Here is a 16,769-nt window from a genome sequence, read left to right as displayed (position 1 = left end):
GCGAATGGCGCACTCTCGCACAAAAATCGCCCACCGAGGTGAGCAGAACCCTCTTGACAATACCCCTGCTGCCGGATAAGGCGCCCGTCAGGATCTCAGCCCTCCGGCGGACGTGAAACAATCGTGACTGGCTCACCGGCACCGACAGCGAGCAGGAGACACAGCACGATGCGCATCGGAGTTCTCACCGCAGGCGGCGACTGCCCCGGCCTGAACGCCGTGATCCGGTCGGTCGTGCACCGGGCGGTGGCGCAGTACGGCGACGAGGTCATCGGCTTCGAGGACGGCTACCGGGGTCTGCTCGACCGCCACTACCGCGCCCTCGACCTGGACGCGGTCAGCGGCATCCTGGCCCGCGGCGGCACCATCCTCGGCTCCTCCCGGCTGGAGCGCGACCGGCTGCGCGAGGCCTGCGAGGGCGCCGCCGACATGGTCGAGGAGTTCGGCATCGACGCGCTGATCCCGATCGGCGGCGAGGGCACGCTGACCGCGGCCCGGATGCTGTCCGACGCCGGGCTCCCGGTCGTCGGCGTGCCGAAGACCATCGACAACGACATCTCCTCCACCGATCGCACGTTCGGTTTCGACACCGCCGTCGGGGTCGCCACCGAGGCGATGGACCGGCTGAAGACCACCGCCGAGTCCCACCAGCGGGTGATGGTCGTGGAGGTCATGGGCCGGCACGCCGGCTGGATCGCCCTGGAGTCCGGCATGGCCGCCGGCGCCCACGGCATCTGCCTGCCCGAGCGCCCCTTCGACCCGGCCGACCTGGTCAAGATGGTCGAGGAACGCTTCGCGCGCGGCAAGAAGTTCGCCGTGGTCTGCGTCGCCGAGGGCGCCCACCCGTCCGACGGCACGATGGACTACGGCAAGGGCGAGATCGACCAGTACGGCCACGAGCGCTTCCAGGGCATCGGCACCGCGCTCGCCTACGAGCTGGAGCGGCGCCTGGGCAAGGAGGCCAAGCCGGTCATCCTCGGCCATGTCCAGCGCGGCGGCGTCCCCACCCCCTACGACCGCGTCCTCGCCACCCGCTTCGGCTGGCACGCCGTCGAGGCCGCCCACCGCGGCGAGTTCGGCCGGATGACCGCGCTGCGCGGCACCGACATCGTGATGGTGCCGCTCGCCGAGGCGGTCACCGAACTGAAGACGGTCCCGAAGGACCGCATGGACGAGGCCGAGTCGGTCTTCTAACGCCGCCGGGACTCCACGGCCGCCCAGAAGTGGTCCACGATCCGGTCGAGGAACTCCCGGCCGGATTCGCTGGCGCTCCTGCTGCCGCCGCCCCAGCTCAGGGTGGCGGCCATGTGCCCCTGGTAGTCCTGGTGCAGCCCCTGGAGCACCTCCTCCAGGACGGCCCGCTCCAGCGGGGCCAGCTTGAGCACCGGGCGGACGTACGCCTGCCAGCGGGTGGCGACCGCGCTGTGCAGCAGTTCGGCGAGCCGGGCCTCGCGGCCGGTGACGGCGACGAAGTCGGGCAGGTCCAGGCCGAGCACCCGGGCGAGCGCCGACGACTGGCGCTCGTCGCCGCGCCACTGCCCGCTCTCCTCCATCCGCAGGTACCCGCGCAGCTCCACGCCGACGGCCCGCGCGACGTCCTCGGGCGCCATGCCCCGGGCGATCCGGTGCTCGCGCAGGGTCCGCGGCCGGCCGATCAGCTCACCGGGCGCACACCACAACACCCCGGCCAGCGCCGTCAGTTCGGGGCTGCTCGGGGCGGCGGTGCCGCGCTCCCAGGCGACCACGAGGTCGGGGGTGACGTACGGCAGCCCGTACGAGACCCGCATCCCGTGGGCGACGTGCTCGGGTCCCATGCCGAGGGCGGCGCGGAGACGGCGGGCGGCCGGGGCGTTGAACGGCGGGGCCGCGGGGCCCGGCGGCGGAGAGGGTGGGCGCACCCCGCACAAGCTAGGGGCCCGGCGGGGCGGCGGCTACGGTCGGTTCCACCGAGATCACGGATCGTAGGAAGCTACGGCTTGATCGCAGACGCGGCCCTGGCACCGGGTGTCATACGGCCATGATCTGCCGGTGTCGCGTGTCACCGCCCCTGCGGCGCCCACCGGTACACCAGCTCCGGCCGCCCCACCTGTCCGTACAGCGGACTGCGGCCCGCCCGGCCCGCGTCGACCAGGTGCTCCAGATAGCGCCGGGCGGTGATGCGGGAGATGCCGACCGCCTCTCCGACACCGGCCGCGGTGAGCCCCTCGGGGGCCTCGCGCAGCACCGCGGTGACCCGCTCCAGGGTGGGGGCGCTCAGCCCCTTGGGGAGGGCCGCCGGGGCCGGGGCGCGCAGTGCCGCGAGGGCGCGGTCGACCTCGTCCTGGCCGCCCGCCTCGCCGGCCGCCGCGCGGAACTCGGCGTAGCGGACCAGCCGGTCGCGCAGGGTGGCGAAGGTGAAGGGCTTCAGGACGTACTGGACGACACCCAGCGAGACGCCCTCGCGGACCACCGCGAGATCCCGCGCCGAGGTCACCGCTATCACGTCCGCGTGATGCCCGGCCGCGCGCAGCGAGCGGGCGAACTGCAACCCGTGCACGTCCGGCAGATGCAGGTCGAGGAGCAGCAGGTCCACCGGGACCCGGTCGAGGAGCCGGCGGGCCTCGGCGCCGGTGTGCGCCTTGCCGACGGCCGTGAACCCGGGCACCCGGCCGACGTACAGCACATGCGCGTCGGCGGCCACCGGGTCGTCCTCGACCACCAGCACTCTGATGGGTTCCGGGCCCGTCACGGCGCGCCGCCTCCCGGCGCCGGGGCGGCACCCGTCGTCGCCGTGTCCAACGGCAGCCGTACCTCGAACACCGCTCCGCCTCCGTCGTCGTCCGACTCCACCGTCAGCACGCCCGCGTGGCGGTGCACCGCCTGCCGGGCCAGGGCCAGCCCGAGCCCCCGGCCGGCGGGCCCGGCCGGCTTCGTGGAGAACCCCCGCTGGAATACCAGGTCGGCGTGGGCGGGGTCGACCCCCGGGCCGGTGTCGGTCACCCGCAGCACGAGTCCGGCCTCCGCGGCGTACGCCGTCACGGTCACCCGCGCCCCCGCGCTGCCCTGCGCCGCGTCCACCGCGTTGTCGATCAGGTTGCCGAGGATGGTCACCAGGTCCCGCGCCGGGATGTCCTCGGGGAGCAGTCCGTCGTCCAGCCGGCTGTCCGGGGAGACCACCAGCTCCACGCCCCGCTCGTTGGCCTGCGCGGTCTTGCCCAGCAGCAGCGCGGCCAGCACCGGCTCGCCGACCGCCGCGACCACCCGGTCGGTCAGCGCCTGCGCCAGCTCCAGCTCGGCCGTCGCGAACTCCACGGCCTCCTCGGACCGGCCCAGCTCGATCAGCGACACCACGGTGTGCAGCCGGTTCGCCGCCTCGTGCGCCTGAGAGCGCAGCGCCTGGGTGAACCCGCGCTCGGAGTCCAGCTCACCCGTCAGCGACTGGAGTTCGGTCACGTCCCGGAGTGTCGCGACCGTGCCGCGCCGCTCCCCGCCGGAGACCGGGGAGGTGTTGACGACGAGTATCCGGGACGCCGTCGCGTGCACCTCGTCCACCCTCGGCTCGGACGCCAGCAGCGCCCCGGTCAGCGCGGCCGGCAGCCCCAGGTCCGCCACCGAGCGGCCGACGACGTCCTCCTCGGCGCCGACGCCGAGCAGCTCCCGCCCGCCGTCGTTGATCAGCGCCACCCGGTACTGCCCGTCCAGCATCAGCAGGCCCTCGCGGACGGCGTGCAGGGCGGCCTGGTGGTAGTCGTGCATCCGGCTCAGTTCGGCGGCGTTCATGTTGTGCGTGTGCCGGCGCAGCCGGGCGTTGACGACGTAGGTGCCGACCGCGCCCAGCAGCAGGGCCACCCCGGCCACCCCGAGCAGCGCCGCCACCTGGTCCTGGACCCGGGCGCTGATCGCCTCCACCTTGATGCCGGCGCTGACCAGGCCGGTGATCCGGCCGTCGTCCTCGATCGGCGTGACCGCGCGCACCGAGGGGCCGAGCGTGCCGGTGTAGGTCTCGGTGAAGGTGTGGCCGTGCCGGGCCGGGTCGATCCGGCCGAGGAAGCGTCTGCCGATCTGCTCCCGGTCGGGGTGGGTCCAGCGGATGCCCTCCGGGTTCATGATCGTCACGAAGTCGACGCCGGAGTCCCGGCCGACCCGGAGGGCGTACGGCTCCAGGGCGGCGGACGGGTCGGGGGTGCGGATCGCCGCCCGGACCGAGGGCGCGTCCGCGATCGACCGGGCCACCGCCGTGACCTGGCGTACGGCCGCGTCCTCGGCCTGCCGCCGGTCGCTGACGTAGGTGAACAGCGCGCACCCCGCCACGACGGCCGCGATCAGCACGGCCTGCATGGCGAACAGCTGTCCCGCCAGGCTGCGGGGCCGGGGGAGGACGGGGAGGCGCATGCCAGCAGTGTGCCTCTCCGCCGAAGCGTGAACTAAATGAACGGAAGGGTGACCGCCCTCACACGGCGGGAGATAGTCACGGCATCCCCCCACGCCCGGACGTGAGCCGCACGCCGGTTGTTCGCCGACGAAGACGTCAAGGAGGGCAGTCGTGGCCGCCAGCACCCCCGATACGGCACCTGCCGCACCCCGTGTGCAACGGGACCGCACCCATTACCTGTACATCGCCGTCATCGTGGCGGTCGCGCTCGGCATCGCCGTGGGGCTGATCTGGCCCGACGCCGCCGTCGAGCTGAAGCCGCTGGGCACCGGCTTCGTCAACCTGATCAAGATGATGATCTCGCCGATCATCTTCTGCACGATCGTGCTCGGCATCGGTTCGGTGCGCAAGGCCGCGAAGGTCGGCGCGGTCGGCGGTATCGCCCTCGGCTACTTCCTGGTGATGTCGCTGGTGGCCCTCGCCATCGGCCTCGTCGTCGGCAACGTGCTGCACCCCGGGGACGGGCTGCAGCTGACCGACGCGCTCAAGCAGACCGGGCACGCGCAGGTCGAGAGCGACGCGCTGCCGCCGGTGGACTTCGTGCTGTCGATCATCCCGACCACGTTCGTCTCCGCGTTCACCGAGGGCCAGGTGCTCCAGACGCTGCTGGTGGCGCTGCTCGCCGGGTTCGCGCTCCAGGCGATGGGCTCCGCCGGGCAGCCGGTGCTGCGGGGTGTCGAGCACATCCAGCGGCTGGTCTTCCGCATCCTGGCCATGGTCATGTGGGTGGCGCCGATCGGCGCGTTCGGAGCCATCGCCGCGGTGGTGGGCTCGGCCGGCGTCGACGCGCTCAAGAGCCTCGCGGTGCTGATGCTGGGCTTCTACCTCACCTGCTTCCTGTTCGTCTTCGTGGTCCTCGGCGCGCTGCTGCGGATCGTCTCGGGCGTGAACGTCCTCCTGCTGTTCAAGTACCTCGCCCGGGAGTTCCTGCTGATCCTCTCCACGTCCTCCTCCGAGTCGGCGCTGCCCCGGCTGATCGCGAAGATGGAGCACCTGGGCGTCAGCAAGCCGGTCGTGGGCATCACCGTGCCGACCGGGTACTCCTTCAACCTCGACGGCACGATGATCTACATGACCATGGCGTCGCTGTACATCGCGGACGCGCTGGGCACGCCGATGTCGGTGGGTGAGCAGATTCCGCTGCTGCTGTTCCTGCTGCTGGCGTCCAAGGGCGCGGCGGGGGTCAGCGGGGCGGGGCTCGCGACGCTGGCCGGCGGTCTCCAGTCGCACAAGCCGGCGCTGGTCGACGGGGTCGGGCTGATCGTGGGCATCGACCGGTTCATGAGCGAGGCGCGGGCGCTGACGAACTTCGCGGGCAACGCGGTGGCCACGGTGCTCGTGGGGACGTGGACCAAGGAGATCGACGGTGAGCGGGTGCAGAGGGTTTTGCGGGGGGAGCTGCCGTTCGATGAGACGACGTTGTCGGAGGAGGGGCGTGCGGTGACGGATCTTTCGGAGCCGCGGGAAGAGGAATTGGCCAAGGCCTAGGCGTCTGCCGGGTGCTGCTTCGTGGGCGGCTGGCGGTTCGTCGTGGTTGTTCGCGCAGTTCCCCGCGCCCCTCTTAAGGCCCACCCCCTCGAAAAGTCACCCCTATTCTCCGGACGTCCGGCCCCGCCTGAACCGGGGCCGGGCGTCCGGGCTTTCTGTCATTCCGGGGTGTCGCTCAGGCGGGTCACCAGGTCCGCCGCCCTCGTCGCCGGGACGCCCGCCGCCGTCAGGACCGCGACCGTGGCGGAGTGGCCCGCCTCGGCGGCCGGGAGGAGGCCGTCGTTGACGGCCTCCATCACCGCGAACAGCATCTGCTCGTGCACGTAGGCCAGCGCGGGCGCGGGCAGCGGGGAGGTGAAGACACCCTCGGCCAGACCCTCCCGCAGGACCCGCACCTTGGCCTCGCGCAGCGGGGCGAGGCGTTCGCGGATGCCCTGGACGGTGACCGTGCGCTGGGCGAGGGCGACCAGGAGGCGGTAGCGGTCGGCGATCTCCCAGATGGCGAGGACCGAGCGGGCCACCGCCTCGGCCGGGTCGCCCACCGTCCGCCGGGCCCGCGCGTCGGCGTCCCCGAGGGTGGCCACGGCCTCGTCCACCAGCGTGCTGATCAGCGCGTCCCGGTTGGGGAAGTGGCCGTACACGGTCCGCCGTACGACGCCCGCGGCGCGCGCGATCTGGTCCATCGAGGCGTCGGGGTCGCGCAGCAGCTCGGCGAGGGCGACGTCGAGGATGCGGCGCCGGTTGGTGTCGGCGCGGCTGGTGTTACCCGTGGTCATGGCCGTCATTGTGCCTCCCCGGCTCGACTTGCACAGCAATGTGCAACGACGTACATTGCACATGGTTGTGCATTTGCACGCCGCTGTGCAAGTCCGTCGCGATCCGAGGAAGGCAGTCCCAGCCATGCGACTCGTCATGACCGAACCGGTCGAGAAGATGGAGCGCCCGTACGCGCGGCGCTGGTGGGCACTGCTGGTGCTCTGCCTGAGCCTGCTGATCATCGTGATGGCGAACACCGCCCTCACGGTCGCGGCGCCCGACATGACGAGGGATCTCGGGCTCTCCAGCGCCGATCTCCAGTGGGTGATCGACGGCTACACCGTGCCGTACGCCGCGCTGATGCTGCTGCTCGGCGCGATCGGCGACAAGTACAGCCGGCGCGGGGCGCTCGTGCTCGGTCTCGTCGTCTTCGGCGGGGGAGCGGTCTTCGGCTACCTCGCCGACAGCTCCGCCACCGTCATCGCCGCCCGCGCCGTGATGGGCGTCGGCGCCGCGCTGATCATGCCGGCCACGCTCTCGCTGCTCGCCGCGACCTTCCCGCGCGCGGAGCGGGCCAAGGCCATCACGCTGTGGACCGCGACGGCCGGCCTCGCCATCGCCGCCGGACCGGTGGTCGCCGGCGCCCTGCTGCGCGACCACGGCTGGTCCTCCACCTTCCTGATCAACGTGCCGATCGCCGCCGTCGCGATCGTCGGCGCCCTCGTCCTCGTCCCGCCGTCCAAGGCCGGGCACCACGACCGCATCGACTACGTCGGCGGCCTGCTGTCGGTGATCTGGACCGGCGCGCTCGTCTACATGATCATCCAGGGCCCGCACTTCGGCTGGGGCGTCAAGGCCGTCACCGCCGCCGTGGTCGCCGGTGTCGCGCTGGTCGCCTTCGTCCTGTGGGAGCTGCGCCACCCGCGCCCGATCCTGGACGTCCGCCGCTTCGCGCACCGCCGCTTCGCGGGCTCCAACCTCGCCGTCGCCCTGTTCTTCCTGGCCGTCTTCGGCGCCTTCTACTTCCTCACCCAGCAGCTCCAGTTCGTCCTCGGCTACGACGCCCTGGAGACCGGTGTCCGCATGCTGCCGCTGGCCGGCGCGGTCTTCGTCGGCTCGGCGCTGACCGGCTGGCTCACCCCGCGCATCGGCATGAAGATCACCGTGACCGCGGGCATGGTCGGCGGCACCACCGCCCTCGCCCTGCTCACCCGCGTCGACGGCGGTTCGGGCTACGGCGACTTCCTCGCCCCGCTGATCATCCTGGGCCTCGCCATCGGCCTCGCCCTCTCGCCCTGCACCGACGCCATCATGGGCGCCTTCCCGGAGTCCGAGCTGGGTGTCGGCGGCGCCGTCAACGACACCTCGCTGGAACTGGGCGGCTCGCTCGGCATCGCGCTCCTCGGCTCGCTGCTCGCCACCTCCTACGGCGACCACCTCACCGACGCCACCGCCGGCTCCAAGCTCCCCGCGAGCGCCCTGGACACCGCGCAGGACTCGGTCGGCGCCGGGTACGCCGTGGCGCAGGGCATCGGCGACAAGGCGCACCAGGCCGCCGCCAAGGCCGCCGCCGCGCAGGACCCCCAGCAGGCCGCGCAGCTCAAGCAGCAGGCCGGTGAACTCGCCTCCGGCGCCCGGCAGATGGCCGACGCGGTCGGTTCCGCCTTCTCCGACGCGGTGGCCCACACCAGCCTGGTCGGCGCGGTGATCCTGGGCATCGGCACCGTGCTGGTCGCCTTCCTGCTGCCGCGCCGCGCCGAGACCGCCGCCGAGGTCGAGCAGGAGGACCGCGAGTACGCCGAGAGCGCGGCCGGCTGAGCCTCCTCGCCCACGTCCGCTAACGTGCCGCTCCGGGACCGACCGGAACGGCACGTCGGCGTACGGCGTCCCTGAACACATGGAGGCACGGGGCATGACGATCGACTGGGACCGGCGGACCTGCGCGCGCAAGGGCCATGTCACCTACGCGCCGGACGACCCCCGGCTGCGGGTACGGCTGCACGCGCGCACCGCGCTCGGCGACGCCTGGCGCTGCCTGCGCTGCGGGGACTTCGCGCTCGGTGAGCCGCACGGCACGGGCCCGGCGGACGACGCACCGCTCGTCCCGCGCGGCAAGGTGCTGCGGGACCTGTTCATCCTGCGCTTCCTCGCGGTCGAGCGGGCGGTGCGCGGGGTGTTCATCGTGCTGGTCGCGGTGGCCGTCTGGAAGTTCAGCAACAGCCAGGACGCGGTGCGCCGGCTCTTCGACGAGTACCTGGACGTCTTCCGCCCGGTCTTCCGGCACTTCCACTACGACCTGGACCACTCCCCGGTCGTCGGCTCCGTCCAGAAGGTCTTCGGGTACAAGCACTCCACCCTCCTGCTGGTGGCGGCCCTGCTGCTGGCCTACGCCCTGGTCGAACTGGTCGAGGCGGTCGGCCTCTGGTACGCCAAGCGCTGGGCGGAGTACCTGACGGTCGTCGCGACCGCCGCCTTCCTTCCGCTGGAGATCTACGAGCTGACCGAGCACGTGAGCTGGCTGAAGATCGCCACCCTGGTGCTCAACATCCTCGCCGTCCTCTACATCGCCCTGGCCAAACGGCTCTTCGGCCTGCGCGGGGGCCGCCGCAAGTTCGAGGAGGAACGCCACAGCGCCTCGCTGCTGGAGGTGGAGGAGTCGGCGGGCGTCGCGGCCTTGTCCTGACGTCGACGTCAACACCTACGGTCGGGGTCATGCGAATCGGCGAGCTGGCCGCGCGGGCCGGGACCACGACCCGGGCGCTGCGGTACTACGAGGCACGGGGGCTGCTGCCGGCCCGGCGGGACGGCAACGGACACCGCACGTACGACGAGGGCGATCTGCGCCTGCTGCGGCAGATCCGGACGCTCCAGGACTTCGGCTTCGAACTGGAGGAGACGCGTCCGTTCGTGGAGTGCCTGCGGGCCGGCCATCCGGAGGGCGACGCCTGCCCGGCCTCGCTCGTGGTCTACCGGCGCAAGCTGGCCGAGCTGGACGCGCTCGTCGGAGAGCTGACCGCGGTGCGGGAGACGGTCGCGGGGCAGCTGGAGCGGGCCGAGCGGGCCCGGGACGCGCTGGCCGCCGACGCGCTGGTTCCGGGAGGTCCGGAACCCGGGTGCGAACTGGGAGGGTCCTCGACATGAGTGTGCTGAGCGGACTGACCGAGGTGACGGACGCGGACTTCGCGGACGAGGTGCTGGGCGCGGAGCTGCCGGTGCTGGTGCAGTTCACAGCCGACTGGTGCGGACCGTGCCGGCAACTGGGGCCGGTGCTGAGGGACATCGCCGCCGAGGAGGACGGCCGGCTGAAGGTCGTCCAGCTCGACGTGGACCGCAATCCGGGGACCACCGTGGCCTACGGCGTGCTGGCGACGCCGACGCTGCTGGTCTTCCGGGGCGGTGAGCCGGTGCGCTCGCTGGTGGGGGCGCGGCCCAAGCGGCGGCTGCTCACCGAGCTGGCCGAGGTGATCTGAGAGCCGTCACCAGCCGTTTCCGGCCGACAGAAAATCCCCCGGGCAATTGCGCTCGGGGGATTTCTGTGCGTATATTCAGGGGTTCACGATTTCCGACAGGAATACCGTGAAGAAGTTCAGTAAGCACAGTATATCCGGGCGGGAGCGGAATTGTCAAACACCGAATTTCCGGACGATGAATTGCGGCACGAGCAGGAATTCATCGACGGACTGTACGCGCGCGTGGACGTCCTGCTGGGCGAGGCGGAGACCTCGGTCGCGGACGCCCTCGCCCAGGGCGACAAGCCCCTGCAGGCCCGGCTGGAGCGGGACATCCTGGTCGCCGAGCGCTCGGGGCTGCTGGCCGCGCTGAACGCCGTGGACGGCTCGCTCTGCTTCGGCCGGATCGACCTGGCCGGCGGCACCACCCACCACATCGGCCGGATCGGGCTGCGCGAGGACGACACCGAGCGCACCCCGGTGCTGATCGACTGGCGGGCCGACGTCGCCCGCCCCTTCTACCTGGCCACCGGGCACACCCCGATGGGCCTGCGCCGCCGCCGGCACATCGGCACCGACGGCCGCACCGTGACCGCGCTGCACGACGAGATCCTCGACCTCGGCGACACCACCCGCACCGGCCACGAGGACCACAACGGCGACGCCGTCCTGCTGGCCGCGCTGAACTCGGCCCGCACCGGCCGGATGAGCGACATCGTGCGGACCATCCAGGCCGAGCAGGACGAGATCATCCGGGCCCCGCACCGAGGTGTCCTGGTGGTCGAGGGCGGCCCCGGCACCGGCAAGACCGCGGTGGCCCTGCACCGGGCCGCCTACCTGCTCTACGAGCACCGGGACCTGCTGGCCCGCCGGGCCGTGCTGATCGTCGGCCCCAACCCGGCCTTCCTCGGCTACATCGGCGAGGTGCTGCCCTCCCTCGGCGAGACCGGCGTCCTGCTGGCCACCGTCGGCGAGCTGTTCCCCGGTGTGAAGGCCACCGCGACCGACACCCCCGAGGCCGCCGCCGTGAAGGGGAGCGCCGCCATGGCCGACGTGCTCGCCGAGGTCGTCCGCGACCGGCAGGCGCTGCCCGACCCGGTCATCGCGATCGAGCACGAGCGGGAGGTGCTGATGCTGGACGACGGCCTGGTGAACGTCGCCCGCGAACGCGCCCGCGCGGCCGAGCTGCCGCACAACGCGGCCCGCGAGCACTTCGAGGGCCACATCCTCAACACCCTCACCGAGCTGTACGCCGAGCGCGTCGGCACCGACCCCTACGACGGCTCCAGCCTGCTCGACCCTTCCGACCTCACCCAGATCCGCGACGAACTCGCCGAGAACCCCGAGGTCTGGTCGGCCGTCGACCGGCTGTGGCCCCGGGTCACCCCGCGCCGGCTCGTCGCGGACTTCCTCGCCGAGCCCGACGGCTACCTCGCCGAGGAGGACGCGGCGGCGATCCGCCGCCCGGTGACCCGCGCCTGGACCGTCGCCGACGTGCCCCTGCTGGACGAGGCCGCCGAACTCCTCGGCGAGGACGACCGGGTGGCCCGCGCCCGCGCCGACCGCGAGCGCGAGACCCAGGTCGCCTACGCGCAGGGCGTGCTCGACGTGTCGTACGCCTCCCGCACCTACGAGTTCGACGACAGGCACGACGACGACAGCGAGGTGCTGTCCGCGCACGACATCATCGACGCCGAGCGGTTCGCGGAGCGGCAGGAGGAGGCGGACCACCGCAGCGCGGCCGAGCGGGCCGCCGCCGACCGCACCTGGGCGTTCGGCCACATCATCGTGGACGAGGCGCAGGAACTGTCCCCGATGGCCTGGCGGCTGCTGATGCGGCGCAGCCCGACCCGCTCCATGACCCTGGTCGGCGACCCGGCGCAGACCGCCGAGGCGGCCGGTGTCGGCTCCTGGTCGGACATCCTCGCCCCCTACGTCGAGGACCGCTGGGAGCACACCCGGCTCGGGGTCAACTACCGCACCCCGGCCGAGATCATGGACCTGGCCGCGGCCGTGCTCCGCCAGGCGCACCCGGACTTCGAGCCGCCCAGCTCGGTCCGCTCCACCGGCACCCGCCCCTGGGTGCGGCAGGCCACCGGCGACCTGCCCGGCGCGGTCGCCGCGGCGGTCGCCGACCTCACCCCGGACGAGGGCCGGCTCGCGGTGATCGCGCCGCGCGCCCTGCACCGGTCGCTGGCCGCCCGCCTGGACGGCGTGACCGCCGGCGCGGAACCCGACCTGACCCGGACGGTCGTCCTCCTCGACCCCCGGGCGGCCAAGGGCCTGGAGTTCGACTCCGTGCTGGTGGTGGAGCCGGGCGCCTACGGCACCAGCGACCTGTACGTGGCCCTGACCCGGGCCACCCAGCGCCTCGGCGTCCTCTACACCGACGGCCTGCCCGAAGCGCTCAGGCCGGCCGCAGCCACACCGTAGCCAGCGGCGGCAGCGTCAGCCGGATGCTCGCGGGGCGGCCGTGCGCGCCCTGCGGCTCCGGCTTGACCGCGTCCGGGTTGGTCAGGTCCCCGCCGCCGTACCGCCCGGCGTCGGTGTTCAGCACCTCCACCCAGGCCGGCACGTCCTCCGGGACGCCGATCCGGTAGTCGTGCCGGACCACCGGCGCCAGATGGCAGACCGCCAGCAGCGGGGAGCCGTCGGCGGCCAGCCGCAGGAAGGCCACGACGTTGTCCTCGGCCGCGTCCCCCGAGATCCACCGGAAGCCCGCCGGATCGGTGTCCCGCTGCCACAGCGCCGGGCTCTCCCGGTACCGGGCGTTCAGGTCCCGCACCAGCTCCCGCACGCCCCGGTGGTCCGCCTCCGCGCCGTACGACGGGTCGAGCAGCCACCAGTCCGGGCCGTGCGCCTCGGACCACTCGGCGCCCTGCGCGAACTCCTGCCCCATGAAGAGCAGTTGCTTGCCCGGATGGGACCACATGTAGGCGAGGTACGCGCGGTGATTGGCGCGCTGCTGCCACCAGTCGCCGGGCATCTTCGACACCAGGGACCGCTTGCCGTGCACCACCTCGTCGTGCGAGATCGGCAGCACGTAGTTCTCGCTGTAGGCGTACACCATCGAGAAGGTCAGCCCGTGGTGGTGGTAGCGGCGGTGCACCGGGTCGTGGCCCATGTACTCCAGCGAGTCGTGCATCCAGCCCATGTTCCACTTCAGGCCGAAACCGAGCCCGCCGAAGCCGCTCGGGCCCACCTGGTCGGTGGCCCGGGTGACGCCGTCCCAGGCCGTGGACTCCTCGGCGATGGTGACGACCCCCGGGCAGCGCCGGTACACGGTGGCGTTCATCTCCTGGAGGAAGGCCACCGCGTCCAGGTTCTCCCGGCCGCCGTGCTCGTTCGGCGTCCACTGGCCCGGCTCGCGCGAGTAGTCCAGGTAGAGCATCGAGGCGACCGCGTCCACCCGCAGCCCGTCGATGTGGAACTCCTGGCACCAGTACACGGCGTTCGCCACCAGGAAGTTGCGCACCTCGCGGCGGCCGAAGTCGAACTCCAGCGTGCCCCAGTCGGGATGGGCGGCCCGCAGCGAATCGTGGTGCTCGTACAGCGGGCGCCCGTCGAACTCGGCGAGCGCCCACTCGTCGCGCGGGAAGTGCGCCGGCACCCAGTCCATCAGCACCCCGATGCCGGCCTGGTGCAGCCGGTCGACCAGGTACTTGAAGTCGTCCGGGGTGCCGAGCCGGGCCGTCGGGGCGTAGAAGCCGGTGACCTGGTAGCCCCAGGAACCGCCGAAGGGGTGCTCGGCGACCGGCATCAGCTCGACGTGCGTGAAGCCCATCTCCTGCACGTAGGCCGGGAGTTGCTCGGCGAGCTGGCGGTAGGTGAGGCCGGGCCGCCAGGACGGCAGGTGCACCTCGTAGACGGAGAACGGCGCCTCGTGGACCGGGGTGTCCGCGCGGTGGGCCATCCACTCCGCGTCCGCCCACTCGTGGTGCGAGACGTCCACGATCGAGGACGTCGCGGGCGGCACCTCGGTCCGGCGGGCCAGCGGGTCGGCGCGCTGGGTGCGCGAGCCGTCCGGGCGGGTGATCTCGAACTTGTACAGCTCGCCCTCGCCGATCCCCGGCACGAACAGCTCCCACACCCCGGTGGAGCCCAGCGAGCGCATCGGGAAGGCGGTGGCGTCCCAGAAGTTGAACGTGCCCGCGATCCGCACCCCCCGCGCGTTCGGCGCCCACACCGCGAACCGGGTGCCGGCCACGCCCTGCACGGTGGTGACGTGCGCGCCCAGCGCCCGCCACAGCTCCTCGTGCCGGCCCTCGCCGATCAGGTGCAGGTCGAGATCGCCGAGCGTGGGCAGGAAGCGGTAGGCGTCCTCGGTCTCGTGCACCGTGTCGTCGTACGTGACGAGCAGCCGGTGGACGGGGACCTCGGTGACCGGGACCAGCCCGGAGAAGAAGCCGTCGCCGTCGTCGTGCAGGTCCACACGGATGTCACCCGCGACCACGGTGACCGCGCGCGCGTACGGGCGCAGCGCCCGGAAGGCCACCCCGCCCGGCACCCGGTGGGCGCCGAGCACGGAGTGCGGGTCGTGGTGGGTGCCGTGCAGCAGCCGCTCCCGGTCGCCGGCGTCGACGGCCGGGGACACGGCGGTCTCCAGCACCGGCGCCGCCGCCTGCGGCGGCACCTGCGCGGGCTGCTTCTCGGGCTGCTTCTCCGGCTTCTTCGCGGCTTTCTTCGCGGGCTTGCCGTCGGTCTTGGTCTTGCCGGACTTGTGCGGGGTGAGTGGCTTCTTGGACGTCACGAGCGAGACTCCCGGCGAGGATCAGATCGGTTCGGACGCGGCGAGGCGACGGATCGCCGACAGGGGTACGGGCAGCCAGTCCGGGCGGTGCCGGGCCTCGTAGACGGCCTCGTACACCGCCTTGTCGGTCTCGTAGGCCCGCAGCAGCACCGGATCGGTGCGCGGGTCGCGACCGGCGGCCTCCGCGTACCCGGAGCAGTAGGCGGCCCGGCAGCGGTGCGCCCAGTCGGCGGCGGGCGCGCTCGCCGAGTGGGCCGCGTAGTCGAAGGAACGGAGCATCCCGGCGACGTCCCGCGCCACCGGCTGCGGCAGCCGCCGCTCGGCCAGCGGCCGGGCCGGCTCGCCCTCGAAGTCGATCAGCGACCAGTCGCCGGACGGCGCGCGCAGGCACTGCCCGAGGTGCAGGTCGCCGTGGACGCGCTGGGCGGTCCAGGTCCGCCCCTCGGCGGCCAGGTCGCCCAGCGCCTCGTACGCGGAGCGCAGCCCGGACTCGTACGGCAGCAGGGCCGGCACCGCCTGCACGGCCGCCGCCAGCCGCTCGGTCATGCCGTCCACCAGCAGCCCGAGCTGGGCCTGGCCGAGCGTGACCGTCGGCAGGGCGCGGGCCAGCGCGGTGTGCACCTCGGCCGTGGCCCGGCCCAGCGCCCGCGCCTCGGCGGTGAAGTCCTCGCCCTTGGCCAGCTCGCGCAGCGCCAGCTCCCAGCCGTCGGTGGCCCCGCTGACGAAGGGCTGGAGCACGGCCAGCACGTACGACTCGGTGTCCACGTCGGCATGCAGCCAGGCCGTCGGCGCCGGCACCCGGGGGCAGCCCTCGCGGGCCAGCGCCAGGGGCAGCTCCAGATCGGGATTGACGCCGGGCACGACCCGGCGCAGCACCTTGAGAATGAACGTATCTCCATAGACCACCGAGGAGTTGGACTGCTCGGCGGTCATCAGCCGGGCCACCAGACCCTCGCGGATCTCCTGGCCGGTGTCCCGCTCGAAACGCAGCCCGCCGACGCGCGCCTGGGAGCGCAGCGCCTCTAGGAGCACTTCGGCGGGCCGGGGGTCGTACAGGGCGTCGTACACCGTGCGTCCGGCGAACGGGCCCTCCTCCACATGGCCGATCAGCGCGGGCGCCAGCCGGGGCGGCAGCGCCTCGCGCACGCCTATCAGGAGCTGGTAGCAGTCGCCCGGGTGCGCGGGGCCGCCCAGCGTGGCCGGCTGGTGCACCTGGAGCAGTACGTGGTAGAGGCCCAGCCGGCCCTCGGGGCGCAGCAGCTCGGTGACGGCCACCGGGGTGAAGCCGGTGACCGGGCGGCCCTTGCCCGCGAACCAGCGCTGCCGGGGCAGCCAGGCGCGCAGCAACGGGTCCAGCGAGGCCAGGAGGTGACTCGTGGGACTGGTGGTACCGGATGGGATGACCGCTTCCGCCATGGGCGTCACGTCCTTTCCCCGGGTCGTCGGGGTGTTACTTGCCGGTGCCCCGGGTGCGGCGGTGGAAACGCCCCACCCGGGACACCCGGTGGTTTAGGGCCTCTCTTCCGGATCTTGCCGGGGTCGCGGGGCCTGGCACGCACATCTGCGGCGTTGTCGTCGGTTGCCAACGCTCCGCGTTGTCGCCCTCCTCCGCCTTGCAGCTGCACGCACCAGACCCCGCTCGGGTCGGCCACGAGGCGCTGTTGCCCAGGGCCGGCCAGATCCGGAAGAAAGGCCCTATGCGGCCTCTTGGCGCAACCGGAACCAGTAGAAGCCGTGCCCCGCGAGGGTGAGCAGGTACGGCAGTTCACCGATGGCCGGGAAGCGGACCCCGCCGAACAGCTCGACCGGGTGGCGTCCGCCGAACCGGCTCAGGTCCAGCTCCGTGGGCTGCGCGAACCGCGAGAAGTTGTGCACGCACAGGACGAGGTCGTCCTCGTACTCGCGCAGGAACGCC

14 protein-coding genes are annotated in these 16,769 nt (G+C 72.7%); 7 read left to right on the top strand and 7 right to left on the bottom strand.

The genetic code is table 11. The features are described 5' to 3' along the window. Window positions 1-168 precede the first annotated feature (168 nt). The gene (locus tag NX794_RS33515) at window positions 169-1,194 is read left to right on the top strand and encodes an ATP-dependent 6-phosphofructokinase (RefSeq protein WP_258783448.1); all 1,026 of its coding nucleotides are present in this window, start codon (window positions 169-171) and stop codon (window positions 1,192-1,194) included. Here NX794_RS33515 and NX794_RS33510 read toward each other — a convergent pair. From NX794_RS33510 to NX794_RS33500, 3 genes are all read right to left on the bottom strand, one after another. Then, a complete protein-coding gene (locus tag NX794_RS33510) occupies window positions 1,191-1,898 on the bottom strand; it encodes a helix-turn-helix domain-containing protein (protein WP_428986011.1) in 708 nt (235 codons plus the stop codon). The two genes, NX794_RS33515 and NX794_RS33510, sit on opposite strands and share 4 nt — an antisense overlap. A gap of 140 nt (window positions 1,899-2,038) precedes the next feature. Further along, window positions 2,039-2,728, bottom strand: coding sequence for a response regulator (locus NX794_RS33505; RefSeq protein ID WP_258783446.1), 690 nt, complete (start codon window positions 2,726-2,728; stop codon window positions 2,039-2,041). Continuing rightward, on the bottom strand, window positions 2,725-4,371 hold the full coding sequence (locus NX794_RS33500) for a sensor histidine kinase (RefSeq protein WP_258783445.1): 1,647 nt from the start codon (window positions 4,369-4,371) through the stop codon (window positions 2,725-2,727). The genes NX794_RS33505 and NX794_RS33500 overlap by 4 nt, the downstream gene beginning before the upstream one ends. A gap of 151 nt (window positions 4,372-4,522) precedes the next feature. Here NX794_RS33500 and NX794_RS33495 point away from each other — a divergent pair, with 151 nt between their 5' ends. Further along, on the top strand, window positions 4,523-5,899 hold the full coding sequence (locus NX794_RS33495) for a cation:dicarboxylate symporter family transporter (protein ID WP_309506060.1): 1,377 nt from the start codon (window positions 4,523-4,525) through the stop codon (window positions 5,897-5,899). A 158-nt stretch (window positions 5,900-6,057) separates the two neighbouring features. Here NX794_RS33495 and NX794_RS33490 read toward each other — a convergent pair whose 3' ends face one another. Then, the gene (locus NX794_RS33490) at window positions 6,058-6,684 is read right to left on the bottom strand and encodes a TetR/AcrR family transcriptional regulator (RefSeq protein WP_258783444.1); all 627 of its coding nucleotides are present in this window, start codon (window positions 6,682-6,684) and stop codon (window positions 6,058-6,060) included. A gap of 115 nt (window positions 6,685-6,799) precedes the next feature. Between NX794_RS33490 and NX794_RS33485 the strand changes: the two genes are divergently transcribed. From NX794_RS33485 to NX794_RS33465, 5 genes are all read left to right on the top strand, one after another. Then, window positions 6,800-8,473, top strand: a complete 1,674-nt coding sequence (locus NX794_RS33485) for an MFS transporter (protein ID WP_258783443.1) — start codon at window positions 6,800-6,802, stop codon at window positions 8,471-8,473. A 94-nt stretch (window positions 8,474-8,567) separates the two neighbouring features. Beyond that, window positions 8,568-9,338: a DUF2127 domain-containing protein gene (locus NX794_RS33480; RefSeq protein WP_258783442.1), complete on the top strand. Its 771-nt coding sequence runs from the start codon at window positions 8,568-8,570 to the stop codon at window positions 9,336-9,338. 29 nt (window positions 9,339-9,367) lie between these two features. Continuing rightward, the gene (locus NX794_RS33475; RefSeq protein WP_258783441.1) at window positions 9,368-9,796 is read left to right on the top strand and encodes a MerR family transcriptional regulator; all 429 of its coding nucleotides are present in this window, start codon (window positions 9,368-9,370) and stop codon (window positions 9,794-9,796) included. Then, the gene (locus NX794_RS33470; RefSeq protein ID WP_309506059.1) at window positions 9,793-10,125 is read left to right on the top strand and encodes a thioredoxin family protein; all 333 of its coding nucleotides are present in this window, start codon (window positions 9,793-9,795) and stop codon (window positions 10,123-10,125) included. The genes NX794_RS33475 and NX794_RS33470 overlap by 4 nt, the downstream gene beginning before the upstream one ends. 180 nt (window positions 10,126-10,305) lie before the next feature. Continuing rightward, a complete protein-coding gene (locus tag NX794_RS33465) occupies window positions 10,306-12,537 on the top strand; it encodes a HelD family protein (protein ID WP_258783476.1) in 2,232 nt (743 codons plus the stop codon). Here NX794_RS33465 and glgB read toward each other — a convergent pair. The 3 genes from glgB to NX794_RS33450 all read right to left on the bottom strand — a co-directional run. Then, on the bottom strand, window positions 12,512-14,854 hold the full coding sequence (glgB, locus tag NX794_RS33460; RefSeq protein WP_428986010.1) for a 1,4-alpha-glucan branching enzyme: 2,343 nt from the start codon (window positions 14,852-14,854) through the stop codon (window positions 12,512-12,514). The genes NX794_RS33465 and glgB overlap by 26 nt on opposite strands. Before the next feature lie 21 nt (window positions 14,855-14,875). Then, window positions 14,876-16,270 carry a maltokinase N-terminal cap-like domain-containing protein gene (locus NX794_RS33455; RefSeq protein WP_258783440.1) on the bottom strand — a complete coding sequence of 465 codons (1,395 nt, stop codon included), beginning with the start codon at window positions 16,268-16,270 and terminating at the stop codon, window positions 14,876-14,878. 279 nt (window positions 16,271-16,549) lie between these two features. Continuing rightward, window positions 16,550-16,769 (bottom strand): alpha-glucosidase C-terminal domain-containing protein (locus NX794_RS33450; protein WP_258783439.1); only part of this gene is annotated, 220 nt, incomplete at its 5' end.

The sequence above is a fragment of the Streptomyces pyxinicus genome (assembly GCF_024753135.1).
Taxonomy (GTDB): Bacteria; Actinomycetota; Actinomycetes; order Streptomycetales; family Streptomycetaceae; genus Streptomyces; species Streptomyces pyxinicus.
This window is presented reverse-complemented; position numbering and strand designations above follow the sequence as displayed.